The sequence below is a fragment of the Effusibacillus sp. SKA8 genome (assembly GCF_058273125.1).
The window spans coordinates 1-18,803 of record NZ_JBZCSF010000020.1; the positions used below are offsets into that span (position 1 = coordinate 1).

22 protein-coding genes and 1 pseudogene are annotated in these 18,803 nt (G+C 51.5%); all 23 read right to left on the reverse strand.

The genetic code is table 11. The features are described 5' to 3' along the window. A pseudogene (locus AC4ED1_RS13740) lies at positions 1-209 on the reverse strand (hypothetical protein); the annotation flags it as partial. Positions 210-221: 12 nt separating this feature from the next. Beyond that, the gene (locus AC4ED1_RS13745; RefSeq protein WP_490939552.1) at positions 222-536 is read right to left on the reverse strand and encodes a hypothetical protein; all 315 of its coding nucleotides are present in this window, start codon (positions 534-536) and stop codon (positions 222-224) included. A gap of 12 nt (positions 537-548) precedes the next feature. Next, positions 549-941 carry a hypothetical protein gene (locus AC4ED1_RS13750; protein WP_490939554.1) on the reverse strand — a complete coding sequence of 131 codons (393 nt, stop codon included), beginning with the start codon at positions 939-941 and terminating at the stop codon, positions 549-551. A gap of 5 nt (positions 942-946) precedes the next feature. Beyond that, the gene (locus AC4ED1_RS13755) at positions 947-4,978 is read right to left on the reverse strand and encodes a phage tail tape measure protein (RefSeq protein ID WP_490939555.1); all 4,032 of its coding nucleotides are present in this window, start codon (positions 4,976-4,978) and stop codon (positions 947-949) included. A 296-nt stretch (positions 4,979-5,274) separates the two neighbouring features. Next, entirely contained in the window at positions 5,275-6,006 is a 732-nt protein-coding gene (locus AC4ED1_RS13760; RefSeq protein WP_490939557.1) for a hypothetical protein, read from the reverse strand. Between the two features lie 11 nt (positions 6,007-6,017). After that, the gene (locus AC4ED1_RS13765; protein WP_490939558.1) at positions 6,018-6,743 is read right to left on the reverse strand and encodes a hypothetical protein; all 726 of its coding nucleotides are present in this window, start codon (positions 6,741-6,743) and stop codon (positions 6,018-6,020) included. Further along, positions 6,743-6,904: a hypothetical protein gene (locus tag AC4ED1_RS13770; protein ID WP_490939559.1), complete on the reverse strand. Its 162-nt coding sequence runs from the start codon at positions 6,902-6,904 to the stop codon at positions 6,743-6,745. The genes AC4ED1_RS13765 and AC4ED1_RS13770 overlap by 1 nt, the downstream gene beginning before the upstream one ends. Before the next feature lie 13 nt (positions 6,905-6,917). Then, positions 6,918-7,445 carry a hypothetical protein gene (locus tag AC4ED1_RS13775; protein ID WP_490939561.1) on the reverse strand — a complete coding sequence of 176 codons (528 nt, stop codon included), beginning with the start codon at positions 7,443-7,445 and terminating at the stop codon, positions 6,918-6,920. Between the two features lie 6 nt (positions 7,446-7,451). Next, entirely contained in the window at positions 7,452-8,045 is a 594-nt protein-coding gene (locus tag AC4ED1_RS13780) for an HK97 gp10 family phage protein (protein ID WP_490939563.1), read from the reverse strand. Beyond that, positions 8,042-8,419, reverse strand: coding sequence for a head-tail adaptor protein (locus AC4ED1_RS13785; protein ID WP_490939565.1), 378 nt, complete (start codon positions 8,417-8,419; stop codon positions 8,042-8,044). Before AC4ED1_RS13785 ends, AC4ED1_RS13780 begins: the two co-directional genes overlap by 4 nt. Beyond that, entirely contained in the window at positions 8,419-8,802 is a 384-nt protein-coding gene (locus tag AC4ED1_RS13790) for a hypothetical protein (RefSeq protein ID WP_490939567.1), read from the reverse strand. The genes AC4ED1_RS13785 and AC4ED1_RS13790 overlap by 1 nt, the downstream gene beginning before the upstream one ends. Then, complete coding sequence (locus tag AC4ED1_RS13795) at positions 8,750-8,953, reverse strand: hypothetical protein (protein WP_490939569.1); 204 nt, start codon at positions 8,951-8,953, stop codon at positions 8,750-8,752. Before AC4ED1_RS13795 ends, AC4ED1_RS13790 begins: the two co-directional genes overlap by 53 nt. Positions 8,954-9,006: 53 nt before the next feature. Then, complete coding sequence (locus tag AC4ED1_RS13800; RefSeq protein WP_490939571.1) at positions 9,007-10,053, reverse strand: major capsid protein; 1,047 nt, start codon at positions 10,051-10,053, stop codon at positions 9,007-9,009. 19 nt (positions 10,054-10,072) lie between these two features. Further along, positions 10,073-10,474: a hypothetical protein gene (locus AC4ED1_RS13805; RefSeq protein ID WP_490939573.1), complete on the reverse strand. Its 402-nt coding sequence runs from the start codon at positions 10,472-10,474 to the stop codon at positions 10,073-10,075. A gap of 15 nt (positions 10,475-10,489) precedes the next feature. Next, complete coding sequence (locus tag AC4ED1_RS13810; RefSeq protein WP_490939575.1) at positions 10,490-11,149, reverse strand: phage scaffolding protein; 660 nt, start codon at positions 11,147-11,149, stop codon at positions 10,490-10,492. Positions 11,150-11,257: 108 nt separating this feature from the next. Next, the gene (locus AC4ED1_RS13815; RefSeq protein ID WP_490939577.1) at positions 11,258-11,443 is read right to left on the reverse strand and encodes a hypothetical protein; all 186 of its coding nucleotides are present in this window, start codon (positions 11,441-11,443) and stop codon (positions 11,258-11,260) included. Beyond that, positions 11,443-11,643 (reverse strand): hypothetical protein, encoded by a 201-nt coding sequence (locus AC4ED1_RS13820; protein ID WP_490939578.1) that lies wholly within the window; start codon positions 11,641-11,643, stop codon positions 11,443-11,445. The genes AC4ED1_RS13815 and AC4ED1_RS13820 overlap by 1 nt, the downstream gene beginning before the upstream one ends. Further along, entirely contained in the window at positions 11,637-12,677 is a 1,041-nt protein-coding gene (locus tag AC4ED1_RS13825; protein ID WP_490939580.1) for a putative phage head morphogenesis protein, read from the reverse strand. Before AC4ED1_RS13825 ends, AC4ED1_RS13820 begins: the two co-directional genes overlap by 7 nt. After that, positions 12,674-14,257 (reverse strand): phage portal protein, encoded by a 1,584-nt coding sequence (locus AC4ED1_RS13830; protein ID WP_490939582.1) that lies wholly within the window; start codon positions 14,255-14,257, stop codon positions 12,674-12,676. The genes AC4ED1_RS13825 and AC4ED1_RS13830 overlap by 4 nt, the downstream gene beginning before the upstream one ends. A 4-nt stretch (positions 14,258-14,261) precedes the next feature. Then, complete coding sequence (locus tag AC4ED1_RS13835) at positions 14,262-15,764, reverse strand: phage terminase large subunit family protein (protein ID WP_490939584.1); 1,503 nt, start codon at positions 15,762-15,764, stop codon at positions 14,262-14,264. Next, a complete protein-coding gene (locus AC4ED1_RS13840) occupies positions 15,761-16,435 on the reverse strand; it encodes a hypothetical protein (RefSeq protein WP_490939586.1) in 675 nt (224 codons plus the stop codon). The genes AC4ED1_RS13835 and AC4ED1_RS13840 overlap by 4 nt, the downstream gene beginning before the upstream one ends. Before the next feature lie 63 nt (positions 16,436-16,498). Then, the gene (locus AC4ED1_RS13845) at positions 16,499-17,356 is read right to left on the reverse strand and encodes a tyrosine-type recombinase/integrase (protein WP_490939588.1); all 858 of its coding nucleotides are present in this window, start codon (positions 17,354-17,356) and stop codon (positions 16,499-16,501) included. Between the two features lie 949 nt (positions 17,357-18,305). Beyond that, entirely contained in the window at positions 18,306-18,647 is a 342-nt protein-coding gene (locus AC4ED1_RS13850) for an ead/Ea22-like family protein (protein ID WP_490939590.1), read from the reverse strand. Positions 18,648-18,803: the final 156 nt, after the last annotated feature.

The window sequence follows — 18,803 nt, forward strand, 5'->3', positions numbered from 1 at the left end:
GCCAATTCTGTATCCCGCGTGATGCTCGCGGGTATCTGCGCATCCGGGATCGTTCCGCTTCCGTCCAGCGTGGCCACGCCGTTCGCTGCTCCTTTGTCTATTAGAGGTATGGCGCCAATATCTGCAGGAGTAAGTGGATCACTCCCACCCGCCGCATGACTGGATTTGTGCTTTGCCGGAGTTATTCCCGGCCCGTTCCAAAGTGCCATCTATACCGCCTCCTACGTCCCTGTCGGGCAAATAGACCCGTCAAAAGTTTGGTTGCTGCCTGCCTCGTGATAGACTTTCAACTCCACCACCTGCCCCACCGGTACGGTGCCAGGCGAGACGGGAATGTACGCCGTTCGCTCGGTTTCGTTGGTCACGAATCCAGAATGATATTGCCCATTGATATACAAACGAAAACGGGCGGGATAGCTCCCCAGCCCGTTCCAGAATGCAATTTTCTGAACCCCGTCCGAAGTCCAGGAACAGATTGTAGTTTCGACCCCGGACGGAATGGAAACGTCAATTGCCTGTGCCAAAGGAGATAGCATGCCCTACACCCCCTAGACCGCATATTCCTGAGCGGAAACGCGATGCTTGATATTGGTTCGACTCTGCGAAGTCTGCCTCGCCGCCACGATCACCTTGCGCCAGATTTTCACTACGTCGCCCGCCTGCCCCGCTGCCGGGATATTCGGCAAAGTGATAGAGTCGGCGTATGTGCCCGGCGAACCGGCGTTATCAAGCGCATACTGAATATCTACATTAGCGTCGTCGTTGATCGCAGTTACGGTGACCGTTTCGTATCGCTTGGTTGCCGAGTCGTTTCCGACGTAGATTGCCTTCTCGTCCATAAACCCGGTTGCCCCGGAACCCGTGACCGTATCTGGGTTGGCGTTGGTTCCTTCGCTGATCATGTTCGTCTTTCCGGCGTCAAAATAAAAATGCAAGGCCAAAATCCTCACCCCTTTACCTTAATCAAGCCAGCAAGCTGACTGCTCAAAATATGGATATCCGTTTCCCTCTCGCTTTCAAAATGCTCAATATGAACCAGTTTGTCGAAGTTGACTTTCAGGTTTTCGACTGCTCTTTCGATCCGGTCCGCAATCCGTTCCAGCAAAGGTGCATCGTTAGAAGCCCTGGCCAACGAATTGGCAACCGCCTGATTTAGCATCGGCTGGAACATATGAAGCGGCGCCACCACTTCGGGGTAGCCTTTTTCCCCGATTTCCGCGAAAACAGGGCGTTTTCCCGTCACTAATCCGCCTTCGGCAAATTGCCTGTAAATCTTCACTGCTTCGGTTTGTTCGTCATACCCGACTTGGTAACCTAATCTCTCTGCGACATCACGGATCGAAACGTAAGAAACACCGTTTTCCTCTTTTAAAGGTGTAAATGTCTTGCCGCCTATTTTTACAGTCTGTGTAGCGTCATCCCATACAACAGACAGACCGCCCAGCAGATTTGCCAGTTCTCTGCTTCGCATGGCTGCACGGTCATTGATCAGTTCGTATTGACCCGGAGAAATCGTATATAGCGGGTTGTCGGAACCTGATCCCGGCATTGTCGGAGAGGAACTTTCATAGCCGTCTATCATGGATGATACTTGCTGAATCTTTGCCTTGAATTCAGGTTCCATCAGCGAAATACCATCCATGAGGCTTTTGATCCAGTTTTTCCCCGTCTCCATGAATTCCGGGTTTTTCGCGGCGAGAGCGGCTATCGTGTCTCCAGCGCCTTTGTTCACCAGGTCCACCACTTGTTTGTAGTGTGATTCCAGGCGTTTGCGTTCTTCTTCTCCGGCTTTCCTGGCATCTTCCAACTGCTTTTGCAGCGCCTGCTTTTTATCCTCGCGTATCCAGTCCTGTTGCTGCCGTTCCCATGCCCGGCGCTCTTCCGCTTCTTCTTTATCAAGGTCAGAAATCGCTTTATTGTGCTCTTCCTGTGACTTCAGGTCCTGTTGCCGTTTCTCTTCCTGCAGTTCATCAATTTGTTCATCCAGATCCTTGATCGCTTTTTGATGTTCGGTTCCGGTTCTTAGTTCATGGTACCGGCGTTGCTCCAGCAGCTTTTTCAGCTTTTTGTCTGTTTCTTCATTTCGTCTTTGGATTTCTTCGTTCGTTTTCCGCTCGATTTCCAGCCGCTTTTGGGCAAGTTCGTTCAGTTTTTCGGTATGATTTCGTTCAGCCTCGGAACGGTCGTCCCTTGCCTGCTCGGCGTCCAGTTCATCTATTTGCTGCTGAATCTTTTTGGTCTGCTTTTCCGTCTCCGTTTCAATGGCTTCCAGCTTGGATTTGTACTCCGCTTCTAGGCTGTCCATATAGGTACTTAACTGCTGTTTGCGGAGCCGGAATAGGTCCTCATCAATGGAACGAATTTGTTGTGCTGTCCACTCATGGGCATTACGGAGCCTGGTCAAGTATTCGATTTGCTGCTCCGTGCTCATCCGGGCCATATTCACTTCATGGCGCATCAGTCCCATGGCGTTTTGGTAGGCATCATCGTACCGCTTTTGTTCTTCCTGCTTGATAGCAGACATAATGGTCAGTTTTTGTTGTTCCGCTTTCCACCAGTTCTGCCCTAACTGGTTAATGCTTTGGGTGAGATTTTCAATCTCTTGCCGGTACTCTTTTGCAATCTCAGGGTCATTGGCCGCTTCATACTTTTCCCGCAGGATCGCCAACGCAGCCCGTTCCGCTTCCGCCTGCTGATGGAGTTTTTCCTGCTGCTCGGAAAGAGCATACAGTTGATCGGTACGGACTTTGTTCAGTTCGATAGCGTCATGAACAGTTCCAAGGCCTGACTGCAAAGATTGGGAAAAATACTGTTCCTTTGTGCTCAGAATCGCAACCGCATTGGCCGCTTCTTCGGTTGCCGCCCGATAAGGGTAAAGAGCCGCTGTAAGATCCTCAACGTATGTTTTCGCAACACTCGCTGCTTCGTTTTTTTTTGATGTGGGAACTCCTGAAAAAGTTCTTGTCCCAGTCCCAATGATTGTCGCCTGCTGACCCCCAGCTGCAGGGTATGCAGCCGAATAATCCCCGGCTTTCAATTTGTTTGCTAACTCAATCGCCTTTTGGGCTTCTGTCAGTTCTTTGTTAACAGCTTCGAATTCGTCACGGGCATTTTTTGCCAATTGCGCAACTTCGGCCGCAATCTCTTTGTCGTCTTTGAATACACCAGTAAGCTGACGCCAGCCTTTTAGGCCGCCGTCAGCATCCATATAAGCGCCCCAGTAGTTTCCTGCTGCCATATAGGCTTGCAACTGGTTTCTCCGTTGTTCAGCCTCGGCTTTCCTTCGTTCCAAATCCGGAATCTGCGCTTGTGCAATTTGGGCGTTGAGTTCCGCATTCCGAACAGCTTCCGCCCGCAGTTCGGCAATCTTTCTTTTTGCTTCTTCACTTGCTACCCCGACATTCGTAATAGCTTGTCCGAGAGTATCAAACCCGGTTACCGCAGAGGGCACTGCGTCGGTCAGTTCCCTTACGATTTTCTTCAGTTGATCCTGTTCGAACTGCGTTAGGTTCGTTTTATTTGCAAGTTCTTCGTATTTTGCAAGTAATGTTTCAATGCTTTTTGCTTGGTCCAGATTGGTACGGATGGATTCACGTAATTCCTGGTTCGCCTGTGCCTGGTACCCTTTATAGGTCACTACGGCCCCGGTTAAGGCAACCAGCCCACCTGTAAGCGCCGCCACCCATCCAACAGGCCCTGAAAAAAATGCTGTGACGGCCGCCATGGTTATGCCCATTGTTTGCAGCAGCCTAATGACGGACATGATTGCCAGCGCAAGGCCCGCTCCACCAACGAGTACTTCAATCAGCTTTCTGGCGTTCTCGTCCAGTGAGTTAAAGCCGTTTATCATCAGGTTAATAACGTTTAGTGCTCCGACAGAACTATCCGCCAGATCTTCAAACAAGAGAACCTTCGTTCTTTCCAGGCTGGCATTTGTCCTTTTGATCGCACCGTCAAACGTATCCGCCATAGCGGAAGCCATTTTGTGTGTCGCACCGTCCGCCGTTTTTAGCTGCGCGGTCATTTCCGCCAAAGCCTGGCTTCCTTTGTTTAAACTGGTCGCCATAGCCCGGATACCATCCGAACCGAAAATCGTCGTCAGGATCAGGTTCCTGCTCTGTTCGTTAAAGGGGGCCAGTTTTTCTTCGAACGCTGCCACGATCTCCGACCATTGTTTCATCTTCCCGGACGCGTCGTAAATTTGAACCCCAAGCAATTCCATTGTTTTCTTCGCTTCATCACTGGGATTCATGAGGGCCATCAAAGCGGACTTGATGCTGGTGCCGGCATCTTGCGCCTGTTGTCCAGCGTCCCGCATGGCCGACCCGACGGCAAGAATCTCGCGGAAGTCCTGCCCGGCCATTTTGGCTACGGATCCGGCAGAAGACATAATCCATTGAAAATCCTTTCCGGACAGAGCGCCCTCATTCATGGCCTCCGTAAATGCGTCCACGATTTGGCCGCTTTTTGTCAATTCGATATTAAACGACTTGGCCGTTGACAAAACAGCGTAAGCGGCATCGTCCATGTCAAGGATTGCAGCAGTCGCAAATTCCATAATGTCAGGAGTAGCCGCCACAATCTCGTTCGTTGTTGCTCCTGCCTGCCCCAGTTCACGATATGCCTTTGCGGTTTCAATCGGCCCTTTGGTGTCCAGATTGCCGCCTTTCTGAGCCATTGCCATGTCACGGAGTTGGCTGGAAAAATCTCCTGTTACCGCCTGCGCCTGCCGGATGGTAAGTTCGAATTCCCGGCCCGTTTGCAAAACGTCGGTTAGTCCCCGCTGGAAGGCGTACAGCGCTCCCAAATTCCCCAGCGTTTGCAGGAATGCACCTGTATACCGGTTGAGGCTTTCCATTCCCTGCGCGGTCTGCTTCTGCGCCTGGTCGGTCTTCCGCAATTCCTGCTGGAACCTGTTAAAGACTGCCGTAAACTCGTCAAACGCCCTTATCTTCGCCTGCAAAACTGCTTCCGACACGATTTCACCACCTCCCGTGTCAGAATTTCCTGAACCCTTTTGTGTATCGGGTATACGGATTTTGTGTTCCCTCCGGGTCTTTGCTGTACACGTCCCACCAGTCCCGGAACCTGCGATAGTCGCCAAGAATATGCTCACCCGGTGGATCGTGCTGACGAATCGCAGTAGCCTGTAAGGCGTTTGTATACTCTTTCGTAATCGTCACCAGCCGCCTTTGATCCGCCGTCCATTCGCATACCGGTCCCGGAAAGAGGGAATCGGTATTCTCACCGGCGCTTCGGAAAGTTTCAGACCACTCACTGCACCGAAGGATGATTGGTACGAAAAAATTGTGGGTTCAGTCCTTCTTTGAACTGTTTCCATTTGAGATATAGCTGAACCAACGCATTCCTATTTGTATCCTCCAGATCCGCGATTTCTTCGATAGAAGAGAAATACGGTTCCCCCAGATTTTCGGATTTGCGGGCACACAGCAGAATCTCCATCTGCATTTGGTACTCCCGCGCCCGGTGTTCGGCGGTATTGGCCCGCAAATGTTGCTCCAAAGCTTCAATCTGTTTGGCCTGCTCCATAATGCGGTAATCATCTTCGGTGTAGAAACCAGCCATGAATTCCATAATTCGTTTCCCGCGTTCCTCCATGGCTTTTTCCCGTTCCTCCCGTTTATCAGGAGAAAGAAGTGCCACTTCTTCATCAGTCAGTTGGTCGATCGGCCCTTGCAGGTCCGCCGGAATGGAGTCGTAGAACCGTTTGAGGATTTCCCGCTGTTTTTGTAGGACACCAATATCCAGACCCGCTTCCCAGCAGGCTTTTTCCAGCGCAGAAGGCAAAAGCGCCTCGTTGAAGTATCCGCCGGCGGTCATCAATTCTTTTAATTTCGAACTGTACGCCCGGCTGGAAGCCCCTCGTTCTTTCAGCGTCATTTTGATGAACGTTAGGCCGGGTAACCCGGGTATTTCCGGCGAATACGTACCTGAGGCGACTGTCTCCAGCCGCCTCGTAATCATTTCAGGTGTTAACTCCGCCATGGGTTAGCCTCCTACTCCTTGACATAAATCACAAGCGCTTTGTCGTTGGCCCCCAGACCGTCGTCAGTGGCCAGCGTGATCGCCGAACTGGTCTCCGAAAAGTAGCCAGCCGACGCCGTTGCCGCTTTCTGCAGCCGCTTGACCGCGGTGCTTCCTTGCGTTTGTTTCAGGACCGCAAGGGCGTAGTAAGTACCTCCGTTTTTATCCTGCAGCGCGGCAGCTGGAGAACTAAGGGTCAAGGCCGTTACCGGGGTCGCGTTGCCAGTAAACTCCTGAATAATGATCTCCTTGTCAAAAACTTCCTTGTATCGCAGCGCTTCAAACGGGAATTGAGCGGACCCGGTAATCACACCGCGTTTCATGGTTCCGATCTTGGCGGTGTCGATAAAATCGCAACCGATCGGCGTTACGCCGTCGTCGTCAAAGTTTTTCGCCACGATAAACACAGGCATGTTGTTGCTGGGGTGATAACTGACAAACGATGTTAACGGCTGACGGCTCGTATACGCAAGCACCGCTTTTTCCCCGTCAGTTCCCTCAACGTCAAAGGAACCAGTCACGCCTTCAAAGTTGTCTGTGATTGCGACGGGTCCGTCACCAAAGAAGGTATTGATTCCCCGCCTCTCCACTTTGCGCTGGGGGTCGTAACCAAACGCCTGCACTCCGGGAATCTCCCCCCAAGCAAAGGGCCCTCCAATTAGAAACAGTTTTGAGTTTTTATTTTGACGCAATGCCATTATTCACTCGCCTCCTCTTTTTTCGCCCGTTTGGGCTTTTCAGGGTCAAATTCGGTTTCCTGCCCACATTCCGGGCATTTCACCACAACCTGCCTATGCGGTTTTTCCGCAAAAACAAAATCGCGCTTCCCGCAGGAGCACGACAAGATGAACGGTTCCATATTGAACCTCCTTTCACGTTACCGGTCGCCACCAATGAACGTTATAGGTCAGGAAGATCGACTTCATGCTCGGATTATTTGGGTCCTCGATCGGATCTTCCAGCGGCGAATTAGGTGGGTTGACTTCGAACCATATCTCTCCGACGTGGATCGGGTTAGTCGGGTCCGTCCAGTCCTTGCGTGGAATGACCAGGCCGTTGCGATTAGGCCCGGCCAGTGCATGGAACACCTTGTCGCGGAACTGCCGGGCCGTGTTCCAGTAGAAATCCTTCGTTGGGTCAGGGGCCGTAGTCTTGCATTCAAATTCCACGACGGTCAAAAATCTTTCGCCCTTCACACCGGAAGCTAGCAGGTTGCCGAAGGGGACGCCTCGGGTGGTGTCTGGCATGGTCCGCATAGCCAGCATGATCAACCATTTTGCGCCGTTCGGAATTTGGGTTTGCGGTTTTTCGATCAATTTCAGATCAGATGCCGCGGCCAATCCGAAAACCGCATAATTGTCCGTGATATACTTGCCGATGGTGACCATGGTATTGTCCATGCTTTTTCACTCCCCTTTCCGAAGCAGGCGGCCTTCTGCCGTAGCTTGAATCGCTTCCTGCATCACTTGATTGAAGTGGCGCTGAATGATGGGGATATTCCGACGGAAAAATCCCTTTCCCTTGACCCTCCATACGATCCCAGCACGGCGGTTGATCCGAACGTGAATATTGCTGGGCATCACTCGACCGTTTTTGCTTTCGAGTATCCCGACAGCGAACAGGTAGCGTAACTGTCTGGGTGTCAGTTTACGTGGGCCGGTAGGTGTCCATCCGTATTCTTGGTACAGCGCATACTCCACGTTGGTACCGATCCGGCCTTCCAGCCCATTGAATCCGGTTACGCTCAACCTTTTCCCTTCCGCAATTTCCTGACTGCCGCCTTCCAACGACACCCCAGCAAGATCAGCGAATTCTCCAGCAATACTCGCCCGAAGCCTCCCGGTGTCTACCGGTGCATCGTTGGCGATTCTGGCAACCCCAAGCAGGACCGTGTTGGCGACCGCCGTTTCCACGTTCTGCTGCAGGAGTTTGGCCTGTTGCTCGGCCCACTTCCGGATCTCTTCCGTTCTTGTGAAGTCGATCTCAAATAGCTTGTTCATTGTTTCCCAGCCCTGACTTCGTACCAGAGCACTTCCCCCAGATACTGGTGTTGGATGCTTTTGGGTTTGTAGGTGACTCCACCGTAAACAATGCGGTCTTCGTAAGACGGGACCGTCGTTGTTCGAATGGTAAACTCCAGATCTCCCATCACATAGGTACCGCCCGATACCGTTACCTCTTCGATGGAAAGCTCCCGAACCATAGCGGACATGGATATATCCGTATAATTCGGCATATCCGATGTACCGAGTACCGGATCACCGGGAATGATCCCGGTAAACTTCCGGTAAAGGATCGGTTCCTCTGTATAGGGGGCCAGTTCATCCAGCGCCGATTTTATCGATTCAATATCCCTTTGATTGATGAGCGACATCAGCGACCATCCTTCCGTACTACGGACGCAGCGGAAACCGTCCCGCCTCCGATGGCTTTAAATCCAGCTTTTAAGGCTTCTCGTTTGTAAGCGTTCCAAGCTTCTTTCAGCAGTTCCCGATAGTTTCCGCTGGCACTTGTTTTGTTGATACTGACTCCCTTCAGGCTTAGGGCGGCGTTTTCCGCTGTTGAGGATGCCAGGACCTTCAGACCAAACCATTCCGCATAGCAGACGATGGCCGTTTCCTTACCAGCTGGGATATCCGCCACGGAACTGTACCCGTGATCCGCCGCGGCCTCTGTAATCCAGTCCGTCAGTTCGCTGCCCGTCCTATTCGGAATCCTTCTCGCCAGTCTTGCCTTTAGCGTCGCCAGATCCGCCATCGGATTTTTCCTCCTTGATCAATTCAAACAGGCCTTTGTTTTCTTCGTACAAGTCCTTTTCGACCTCGAATATGTCTCCGATGCCGTAAGGGGTGTCATGGACTTTTACCGGGGTGTTGGCCTTCACTTTCACGGTTGCCGTTTTTGCCACGCTCATCCTCTCCTTTCATTCAGCTAATAGCAGGGGTTCGTCATCCCCTGCTATTAGCTGTGTACAGTTGCGATAAAGATGCTGTCGATAGTCTCGAAACTGGGCATTTCAATTGCGGAAACAATCGTCATGACGTTGACCGGGTGTTCTTCTTTCACGGTGGTCACCGCTACGCCGGTATTGACGATTTCAACCTGCGCTTTGGTTGCCCCGCTCATCAGGTCCGACTCTTCCGGGGTGGTTCCGTAATAGGTGTTCCCCAACGTTCCGGACGGGATCAGGGTGAATACATCATCCGGGAAGAACAGCAGGGTTGCGCCGGCTTCGTTGGTGAATTTCTTGTTGTATACAGCGACGCTCAAGCCGAGCTTTGTAGAGAGATACTGCTGCAGCATGGTGTCCGTCATGATGATGTTCTGGCCGCCTGTAGGATTCATGTCCAGCCTGATTTTTTGATTCTTCAGGAGATACCCCCAGGTTTTCCGGGTACAGATCGCACGGTCCGGGCGGGTACCTGTATCCTCTTCGACCCGATCCTGCCAACGCTGAATATCCGTCACCGGGTCGGAATTGGTCGTATCTGACCATTTGGCCGTCCCCAGTAAGGTTTCTTTGTGATTGGCCGGCATCTGGTAATCATAGTCGTAATTGATCCGGTTTGCCGTGATCGAAATTTTGCCGGTTGAAAGCAGTTGCATCCGCATGCGTTCCGCTTGCACTTCCGCACCGTCCACCAAAGCAGTCACGTCATCGAAAATCCGGTTGATGATCGGCTCCACCAGCGCCTGATTGGCGGAAGCGGCCACCTTGTTTAGCTCTTGGCGGTCCTTTTCACCAATCCGCATCGCCTCGCGGAAGAACGGCATCTCGGTTTCAATCTTGCTGATACCAATCCGATCACGTACCGTCGCTTTCGTATCGAAGGCGGCGGGTTTCAGTGCCACAGGCAGCCCTTTCGCGCCCTTGATCCAGGACAGATCCAACCCCAGTTGCTTTCTGGCCGGGAACAGCGTTGCGCCCAGAAACGGGATCCGATTGGATGCCGTGTTTGTGTAGTAGGTTGCGATTTCTTTTGCAGTTACAAGGTCAAAAATGTTCATAGTCCTTCACGCCTCCTTCTTAGTCAATAAAGAAAACGCCCTTGAGTGCCGCTTTCGCGTCGGCTACGGGCGCTTCCGGAAGTTTATTTGTGTCAATGAATCCGTGGATGATCATAGCTCCGGGAGCCTTCCCGTGGGTCACATCCACGTCATAGAGAAGGACACCTTCGGCATCCACCCCGGCCCCTGGACTCCCGGAAACGGCCCCCTGGGTATTTTTCTTCTCGACCGGTTTCGTGTCGTCTGCAAGTGTTGCCCCGCCTACACCCCCGACGATGGTTCCAGCCGGTACAATCTTCTTCCCGTCTGAGTTGGCCACAATCCCGGTGTCATTCACCGTGACGGCCACTGCTACGTAGTGATCGGGAAATTTCAAAATTTCTTTTGTTCCCGTGTAATTGGTCACTTTAAATTTGGACATTCGTCATTCCTCCCGTTACTTGAAATAATGTTGTTGGGCACCTACGACATCCTTTGCGGCTTTGGTCACGCGCTCGGCCAGTTTCTTTCCGATTGCGCCCTGCCCATCGGTTCCTCCATCCGGTTTCCCCCCGTTCCCGGGGCTTCCCGGACTGCCCGCCGGCTTCTGTTGTCCCAGCAGATGCGGTTTAGCCTTCGCCAGCGCCTCTACCGCCTCTTTGACCCCGGAAACGTTACCCTGATCGTCCACTTTAATACCGGAGCGATCCACCAGGGCCACCGCGTCAGACGGATCGGCAAAGCCTGCCTGTGCGGCGAAAACCTTGATTTCTGCGTTGACCAAGCGATCATTAGCAGCCGCAAGCGCTTTTTGGCGCTCCTCTTCGGCTTTTTTTGCCGCGTCCTGCGCTTTTTGAAGTTCCGTCTTTTGGCTTTCCTGGAACTTCTCCCATTCTTCCGCCTTCTTCTTCAAATCATCGAATCCGGCGTATTTTTCCCGTTCCCGCGCCAACCGTTCGGCTACGATCCGATCCACGTCGGCCTGCGTGAACGTTTTTTCCGGCTGCCCGCCGTTGTTTCCAGGCTGAGGGGCACCTCCTCCGTTATTGGTTCCCCCACCCCCAGCAGGCGTGTCAGTGTTCAGAAATGGATTGAACTTAAAACGATTGAAAAACATCGATCATCAACCTCCGTAAGCCCGTCGGCATCTTCCATGCAGCTTTTAACGCCTTCCGCACGTTCTGGGCATGAAAAAACCGCCCTCGCTTTTCGCAAAAGGCGGTTCTCAATGTCTCGGTGCTCTCCACACCACTTTTTCAATTTGATCGTACCGAATCACTTCTTGTACAAACTCTTCTTCCGGATCGGGAAACTCGATTAGGTAGTCCGGACCCGGAAAAACCAAAAGGACCGTCCCTTCCCGGCCATCCGTTAGCTTAACAACATCCGATTCGCCAATCTCCAAATTCATCACCCCTTCCTCGTAATGTAGACGTTGGTCAGAACGTATTTGGTAGCGCCATTTTTCAGAAACCATCCAGTAATAACCTTCGCTTTTTTGCCGTTCAAGCCGGTCAAAGTCATCAGCACTTCGAAGTTTCTGCCGTAAGCGTTCTGTTTTTTCTCAACCGCTGGATAATTGTCCAATTCTTTGTAAACAGCATCTACCAACTGTTGGTAGTTTTCTTTATTATACCCCAGTGCTTTTCCAACGCCACCGCTTTCGGTCCGCCTTTCGGGTGGTCCTTGTTCAGGGAGTAATCCAGCAGTTTCTTTTCGGGAATCTCGCTGTTTTCTCGCGTGATCAAGCCGAAGCCGCGATCCCCTTTGAGATCTTTCAGGTTCAGCGCTCCGCTTTCCGCCCAGGACTTCAAAAACGGAATCCTCCGACATCTGCAATTCGGGTGCGTATGGATAACAGGCCTCGGTCCGCTGTCGCGCCTGTAAACACCCGGGTACCCCCGGATACTTTGGAAACGTGGATCGGAACCGCGGGCTATCGCCTGACATTCCGGTTCTACCCGGCCATCCCCCGCCGTAATCCAAGCGTCGAAAATCTCTTTCCCGATCACCTGCTGGGCTTTTACGGCCAAATCTTCATACCCGGCGTCGCTGGCTTTGATAATTTCGGTTCTTGCGATCGTCGCCGCCCTTGCCTCGATACTCGGGAACGGCTTTTTGAGACCGTCCTGTGTGAGTCCGGTACCCAAGATCCGTTTGGCCAGTTTGGGAATACTCTCGCCAAGTATCGCCCCCCGCGTCAATTCGTCACGAATCCGAAACAACACCTGGCTTTCCACCCTTCCGGCCAGTTTCGGGATGTTGCCTACCAAGGCTTCGACCAGCCCCTTATTTACCATCCCCATGCCTGAAATAGACGCAAGATTTACGCCCCCTGCCTCCAGCATCTTGGCTCCCAGATCCTTCCCCATCAGAAAAGCGTCGTCGACGGCTTCCTGACGAATTTCAGCGGAAAGGTCGGTGTAGTACCGGATTTTGTTTTCCAGGTCGCGGAGGATGCTTTCAATGTACTGCAGCTGCAGAGAATCCTTGTTTCCCTGCGACTCCATGAAACGGACATACAGGTCTTTCCGGGCCTGCTCATAAATCCGAATCAGATCGGCAGCCAGCTTCTTTTCCCGGCGTTCGCGCTCTTGGGAAAGGCGGTTGATCAGGGCGATCAGTTTCTTGTTCAAATCCGTCATTGAGCGCCGCCCCCGGTATCATTTGCCGGGATATCCGGAACCCCGCCCAGCGCCTCGCTGATCGTGATTTTTTCCTGCAGAAGCTCCGCAAGCTTCTGTTCAGGGTTCTCGATTCCCAAAACATCCATTGCGCCCTTAATCGATTGGAGCATGGTCGAAACCATCTTGATTTGCTGGTCTATCTCTTCTGACTTGTTTGTCGGGAGCGGCATTTCCGGGATCACGGTTACAACATCGTCCAGATCGCCTACTTTCAACTCCCCAAGCGCCGCTTTATTCAATAGGCCAACGTCGTAATGCTTTTTCGAATCGTAATGATGGAGCATGTACAACGCTTTCCCGAAAAGCCGCTGCAACCGGGGAACCCATGTCGTCATGTTCTTGTTTGTCGCGGAGATGATCGGACCATGTAGAATCCGCAAGGCAAACCCGCTCACGCTGCCAAGCCCCGAAATCTTATCCGGGGAAATCTCCGGCACGTTTGCCAACCGGTGCATCATCTGGAGCAACGTCTCAAGGTGCTGCTTGAGCGTTTCCGTGTATTCAAACTTGTTTTCAATAGTCTTTACATCGGCTGGTGTTGCGCTATCCCCTTGCAGCGCCCACAATGCATTCGGAGCGACTTGCAGGGGTTGCGCCGTCCCCGCCTTTATTTCCTCTTCCGACGGGAGTACGGCGTTCAAAATCACTTTCAAAGCAAACATCCCGAATCGCAGGGAATCCGCGTTATCACTGATCTTTCGGTTGATCTCGTCATTCAAACCGGCCAGGGTCTCCACCAGTGAACGCCCTTCCGTTTCCCCGGTCAGCCCGCCGCGCTGAAAAATTTCCACCGGAATAAACGGCAGCCCCGTGTCCATTGGCTCCACGACCCACTTTTTCAACTGGAGCATCGTGTCGTAATGTCCCTCTTCCATCCAGCAGGAGCCGTCTTTCATCTCGTAGGTCTGTTTCCAGATGGTATTGTCGTCGATAAAAGCCACAAAGTGAATTTTTTTCAACACATCCACATCGTCGGGATCATAGATCGGCCAGAACTCCAGACGGGGGCGCCAGATGATCCGCAGGCCCCAATCCGCGTCGTAATGCAGCTTAGCGCAAACCGACCCAGCAATATGATAATCGGTGGCCGCCCTGATCAGCTTTTCGTGCAGGAGATTTTGCTTGATCACTTTATAAAGCAGCCGTTCCCGGGCCGCCGCCTTTTCATTTGCTTCGATCTGGCCGGTACTTGGCTGGTAGTCGGTTTTCGCCATTTCCGCCAGGTCGTCCACCTGCTCCGGGTGACAAGCTAGGCCGATGGGTCGCTCGAACATAAACGCCGCCAGTCGATCAATGAACCACGCGGTCAGGTTTGCCGTAAGCATTGTCGGCTTGTAATCCAGATTGTTGATTGCCCTCAGCCTGTCCGGCGTAAGTTCGTTTCCGAATTCGTCCACCCAATGCTTGCCATCGTAGTACCTGTACCACTCGATCAACTTGTTAACCAACTGTAGTCCTTCACGGCCCAGGTACTGGTAATCCATTCCGTCGTCAAACTTATAGGCCAGTGTCGGAAATAGCTGCAGGTTTCGCGCCATGTGATCACCTCATTCCCCTGCGTAATGTCTGGACTTTCGCCTGCTTTTTCCGGGAAGATAGCGCCCAGTTTGCAAGCGCCAGCGCCCAAAACTTATCGCCATGGTGCTTCTCGTTTCGCTCCACAGAGTAGCGGAACGCCCCGGTGCTGGTGACCTCCCGCTTGATTGCCACGATCTGACTGATCAAATCCCGATCATTAGGAATCAGGATACCAGCCCGGCCCCGTTCGAACTCTTTGTGAAGCGCGATTGCCATTGCTTCTTTCGTAGCGTTGGTAAAGGGAATCGGCTCCACTTGCCCCCGGTGTTTCTTTTTAAGTCGTTCAGCCAGATCCATCCCAAGTCCAGTTTCGTCGATACAAAGCCTGACCGGTTTCACTGTCTTAAGATATCGGTCAAGCTCCTTTTCCTGCAAGTCAAAATCTGATTGCTTGTAGGTTCCCAGGTGCCGTAGGATCTTGCCGTTGCCTGTATCGTCCAGGCTGACCAACTCAGACGCATCCCGTCGGCGACCCACGTCATACCCGGCACCCAACCGACCTTTTACTTTTTGGCGCAGTTCAGAAAAGTCGCCGGCCATCAGCCGGTCCTGTTCGGATTGTGCTCCGTCATCTGCCTCGTCCTCCATTACGCAGGCATAAACCATATTAAGCGGGAAGTAGGACGTAGAATCATCCAGAAACGCACATTCAAACTCCTGCTGGAACGACTCAAGGTCCATTGCGTTGAACAACTCATGCAACTGCTCGGTACCGAATTCTTCGACCCGCAGCAGTGTGTGCATATGCGGGGCCTCCACCCTGGCCCGTACTACGTCTTTACAAAGCAGGGAAAAGTCCCACCAGCGAATCATCCTGCGTTTGTAATTACGGAACTTGCGTTCCTCTGTCCAAATCTCGTAGAACTTACCCACCTTCCCCAGCGGTGTGCTGAGGATCGTAAGCGAACCGTGCTTTACACGGGTAAGAACCGGTACAGCCGACGTGTAAACGGTACTGTCCCATGAGCCAAAGAACGCAAATTCATCCAGTATGATGTCCAGGACGTTGTTCGAACCTTTCCCCCGGATCGGTCCTTTACCTTGTGCTATGATTCGGGTACCGGTTGACTGCCGCCCTGACTTGCTGACGAACTCAAGGGATGTTTGATTGTCTACCAATTTGCGCTTTTTGTAAGAGTCCGGAAGCGCATCGTACAGCTGCTTTGCATACCGGATCTTCTCTTTCGAATCGTCTAGCTTGTAGGAGGCTATAATGCAAGTGTAATCATCCAGGTTTTGACTCCTTGCTAACGCCCGCGCAGCAGACGCAAAAGACAGCCCAAGCTGCCGACCTTTCAGCCATATCTGGAACCGCTCAATCGACTCAAGGAATTCCCGTTGGTAGTCATCAAATTCAACCGGCGGATCGGAAAGCAGTTCGATATACCCGCTTTCTGTTGCCAGCGCGTCGGCCAACACTTCCGGCGTCAATTCTTTCTTGGTTATGATCGTCGGTCCTCTTTTCATGAATCATCCTGCTTCCTCTGACTGTACCGCGCCGCAAAACGGGCGTGAACCTCTTCCGCCGACACGCCGACATTCACCTGCACCTGCGGGCCTGCATCTTTCGCAGCCTTCGGCGTCATAAGAAAAGACCCCAGGTCAATTCCTAGGGTCTTCATGATGTTGGCGGCCTGCTGCAGCGCAGGGTGCGCCATCTTCTCTGTGTATGGCTTACCGCTAGCGGTGAATTTCGTCGTTTCCACGACCGCTCCGTCCTGAATGACAGCCTCCAACAGCCGACTTATCTGAACGGCCATCGATCCTGCTACTGTCCCAACGTCATCTTTCAAACTGTCCAAGTCGCCTTTTCGGAAAGCGACTTGCCATTTTTTGATCTGACGAAGTTCGGGTTTGCACAGGTCTTTATCCTGAACCCTCCCAACCAGGAAATCTTTGCACCGAGGACGGTGCGGACAGCTGCCAGTGCAGGGGCGAACCGGGATTTCGGAGTTTAGGTAGGTCCGTGCTCTCTTTTTCTTCACTTCCAGTTCCTGCTTCGCTGATTCTACCAGCGCCTGTGCCAGCGCTTCGTCGTAATCGGCTACCGTAGTGTAAATTTCTTCTTCCCGTTTAGCAGGATCCATACTCTTCAGTTCATTCAGGAACTCTTCGTCAAAAAATTCGTTGTCAGACAATGCTTTTCACCTCACTCCCTAGCTTGATCTGGAAATGACAAAAGCACTCATTCAGGGTGCCGACTAAAAGAACGCCAGTTTATCAATAGATTCCTGAAGGTCGTCCAAACTGGGCCGCGTATAGATTGACGTTGTATTCAGATTCGCATGGCCCAGGATCATGGAAACACGATCCAGACTAACACCTGCTTGCAACAAGTTATGCGCCATCGTATGCCGCAGTACGTGCGGCGTCAAACCGTGTATTTTAGCTTTTTCCCCGACTTTCTCACAAATCAACTGCACCGCACGCGGTGTAAGTTTAGGTCCCCGCTGTCCTTCAAACAGATACTGGCCGTAAGATCGTTCATTGACAATGTACTCGCTGAGGGCCTTTCGCAAGTCCTTCTGAATCGGTACAACACGGTACTTGTTCCCTTTTCCTAATCGGATCGTTATAGCTCCACTTCTTTCACCGATCTGCACATCTTCAGGAACTAGGTTCACCAATTCAGACACCCGCATCCCCGTTCCCAGTAACGTCAAAATGATCACGCCGTCCCGTTTATTTTTCAGTGATAACGCGGTACGGATCAGGCGGTGCTGTTCGTTTTTGTTCAGGCCACGCGGGGCGGTTTGCACTGTTTCGACCCTCTCTACACCTCGAACCGGATTATGCGGCAAGCGCCCCTCGTCATGCAGCCACTGGCAAAACGCAAAAATTGCAGACAAAGCCGTGTTTACCGTATTCGGCTTCCTCCCTTGCTCCTGCAAATAACGCCTGTAACGGGCGGCATCAATAGACGTAATCGTTAATGGATCACTGGATCCGGTTTCGTCACCAAGCCAAGACAAAAATTTTTTCAGTTGAACTTCGCGTGTAGCAATAGTCCTTTCGCTTTTTCCCGTGGCCTGCAGCATTTGCAGGTATTCAGCCAACACGAAAACCACTCCAATATGCGAACAGATTTTTTCAAGATAATGAGTCCATTAGACCGCATTATATTGTATAGATTATAGCAAAACTGTTCGCATATTGTATAGTATGTGAAATTGTTTCGCTTTACCGCGTTAAACCTTTAAAGCTTCGCAGAGGTAAATGCGCGACGACTCCAAAAAAGGGCGTAACGCTTTTAAAATCGCGTCCGCCCTTATGTATACACACTGATTTTATCTTACTCTTAAGATACTTCAAATTCGGGTGTTTTGTCAAGTCCACCTGTTTCCTGCCCGATCTTCTCCAACAACCGCTGCATGTTAACCGTCGTGCCGTTAATCCGATCACAAATCAGAGCCACAGCTTTATCACAGCTATTATAATACGTGTCCTTCGAAATATTCAACCTCCGCAACGCCTCCCGCAATGGCATCCGATACACCCACCTAGCATAAACGCAAGCCTTTTCCCTCGATGGCAGCCTGTTAACGGCATCCTCCAGCATGATTTTGTTCAAATGCCAAGACGTAACCCCGTCTACGGGTCTTGGCCCACTGTTCAATGAGGCCCCTTCCAATCTGTCCCCAACAACAATTGCGTGCCAATTCTCCAGCCAGTACCGGACAACTCGTTTAGACACCGCGCTCATCTCTCAGTACCTCCGTAGATATCTTCCCTTTATTAATAATACTATATAGTATTATTAATAATAAATACTATATATAAATAATAATAATTATATAATATTATAATAATATATTATAATATATAAGGGTATATTTTTTCTTTGGGGGTACTATAGTATTTTTTCACGCTGGAACGATTTCAATTAGGGGGGTACTACCCCCCTTTTCCGAAAGCCTTATATATTTTTTTCCGCTCCTCAAATTTCGCCATTTTCGGGCAAAATAGTCGATTATACGAGTAACTTTTACTTAGTTTAGAAACTCTTTTTTACTCGCTGTAGCTTCCGATTACTCCGTTTTTCGTTTTCGGTGTTGCGTCATACCCCTTTCGGCGTTCGTTCAGGCGTTCATTTTCTTCTCGCAGCGCTTTGATGGCGGTTTGTAATCGCTCAACTTCTGCCAGCAGAAAGGAAATGTCCTCCGGGGCGTGGGCGATGAAGTCGGCGTTGCAAACGTGGTTTTCCATAGGCTCTTCATGTATATCCCAAAGTTGACAAACCCACCCTTCATCCGATACAACCTCCGAACCTGTCTCGCAAATGTGTGCGTGCCACGGCCCAGGCGAAATTTTCTCCAATCGTTCACGAATCTCTTTTATGCGATCTGTCATTCCTCATCTTCCTTTCCAGCCTGTACAAGTCATAACTGCAATAATGGCAAACTTTACCATCGTGATCTCGTTTTATCTCATAAAACTTCCGCCGCACTCCATTCCGGATGTTGATTACGGTTCCTGTCCAAGGTCTAGGTGGAGGATCTGGAATTT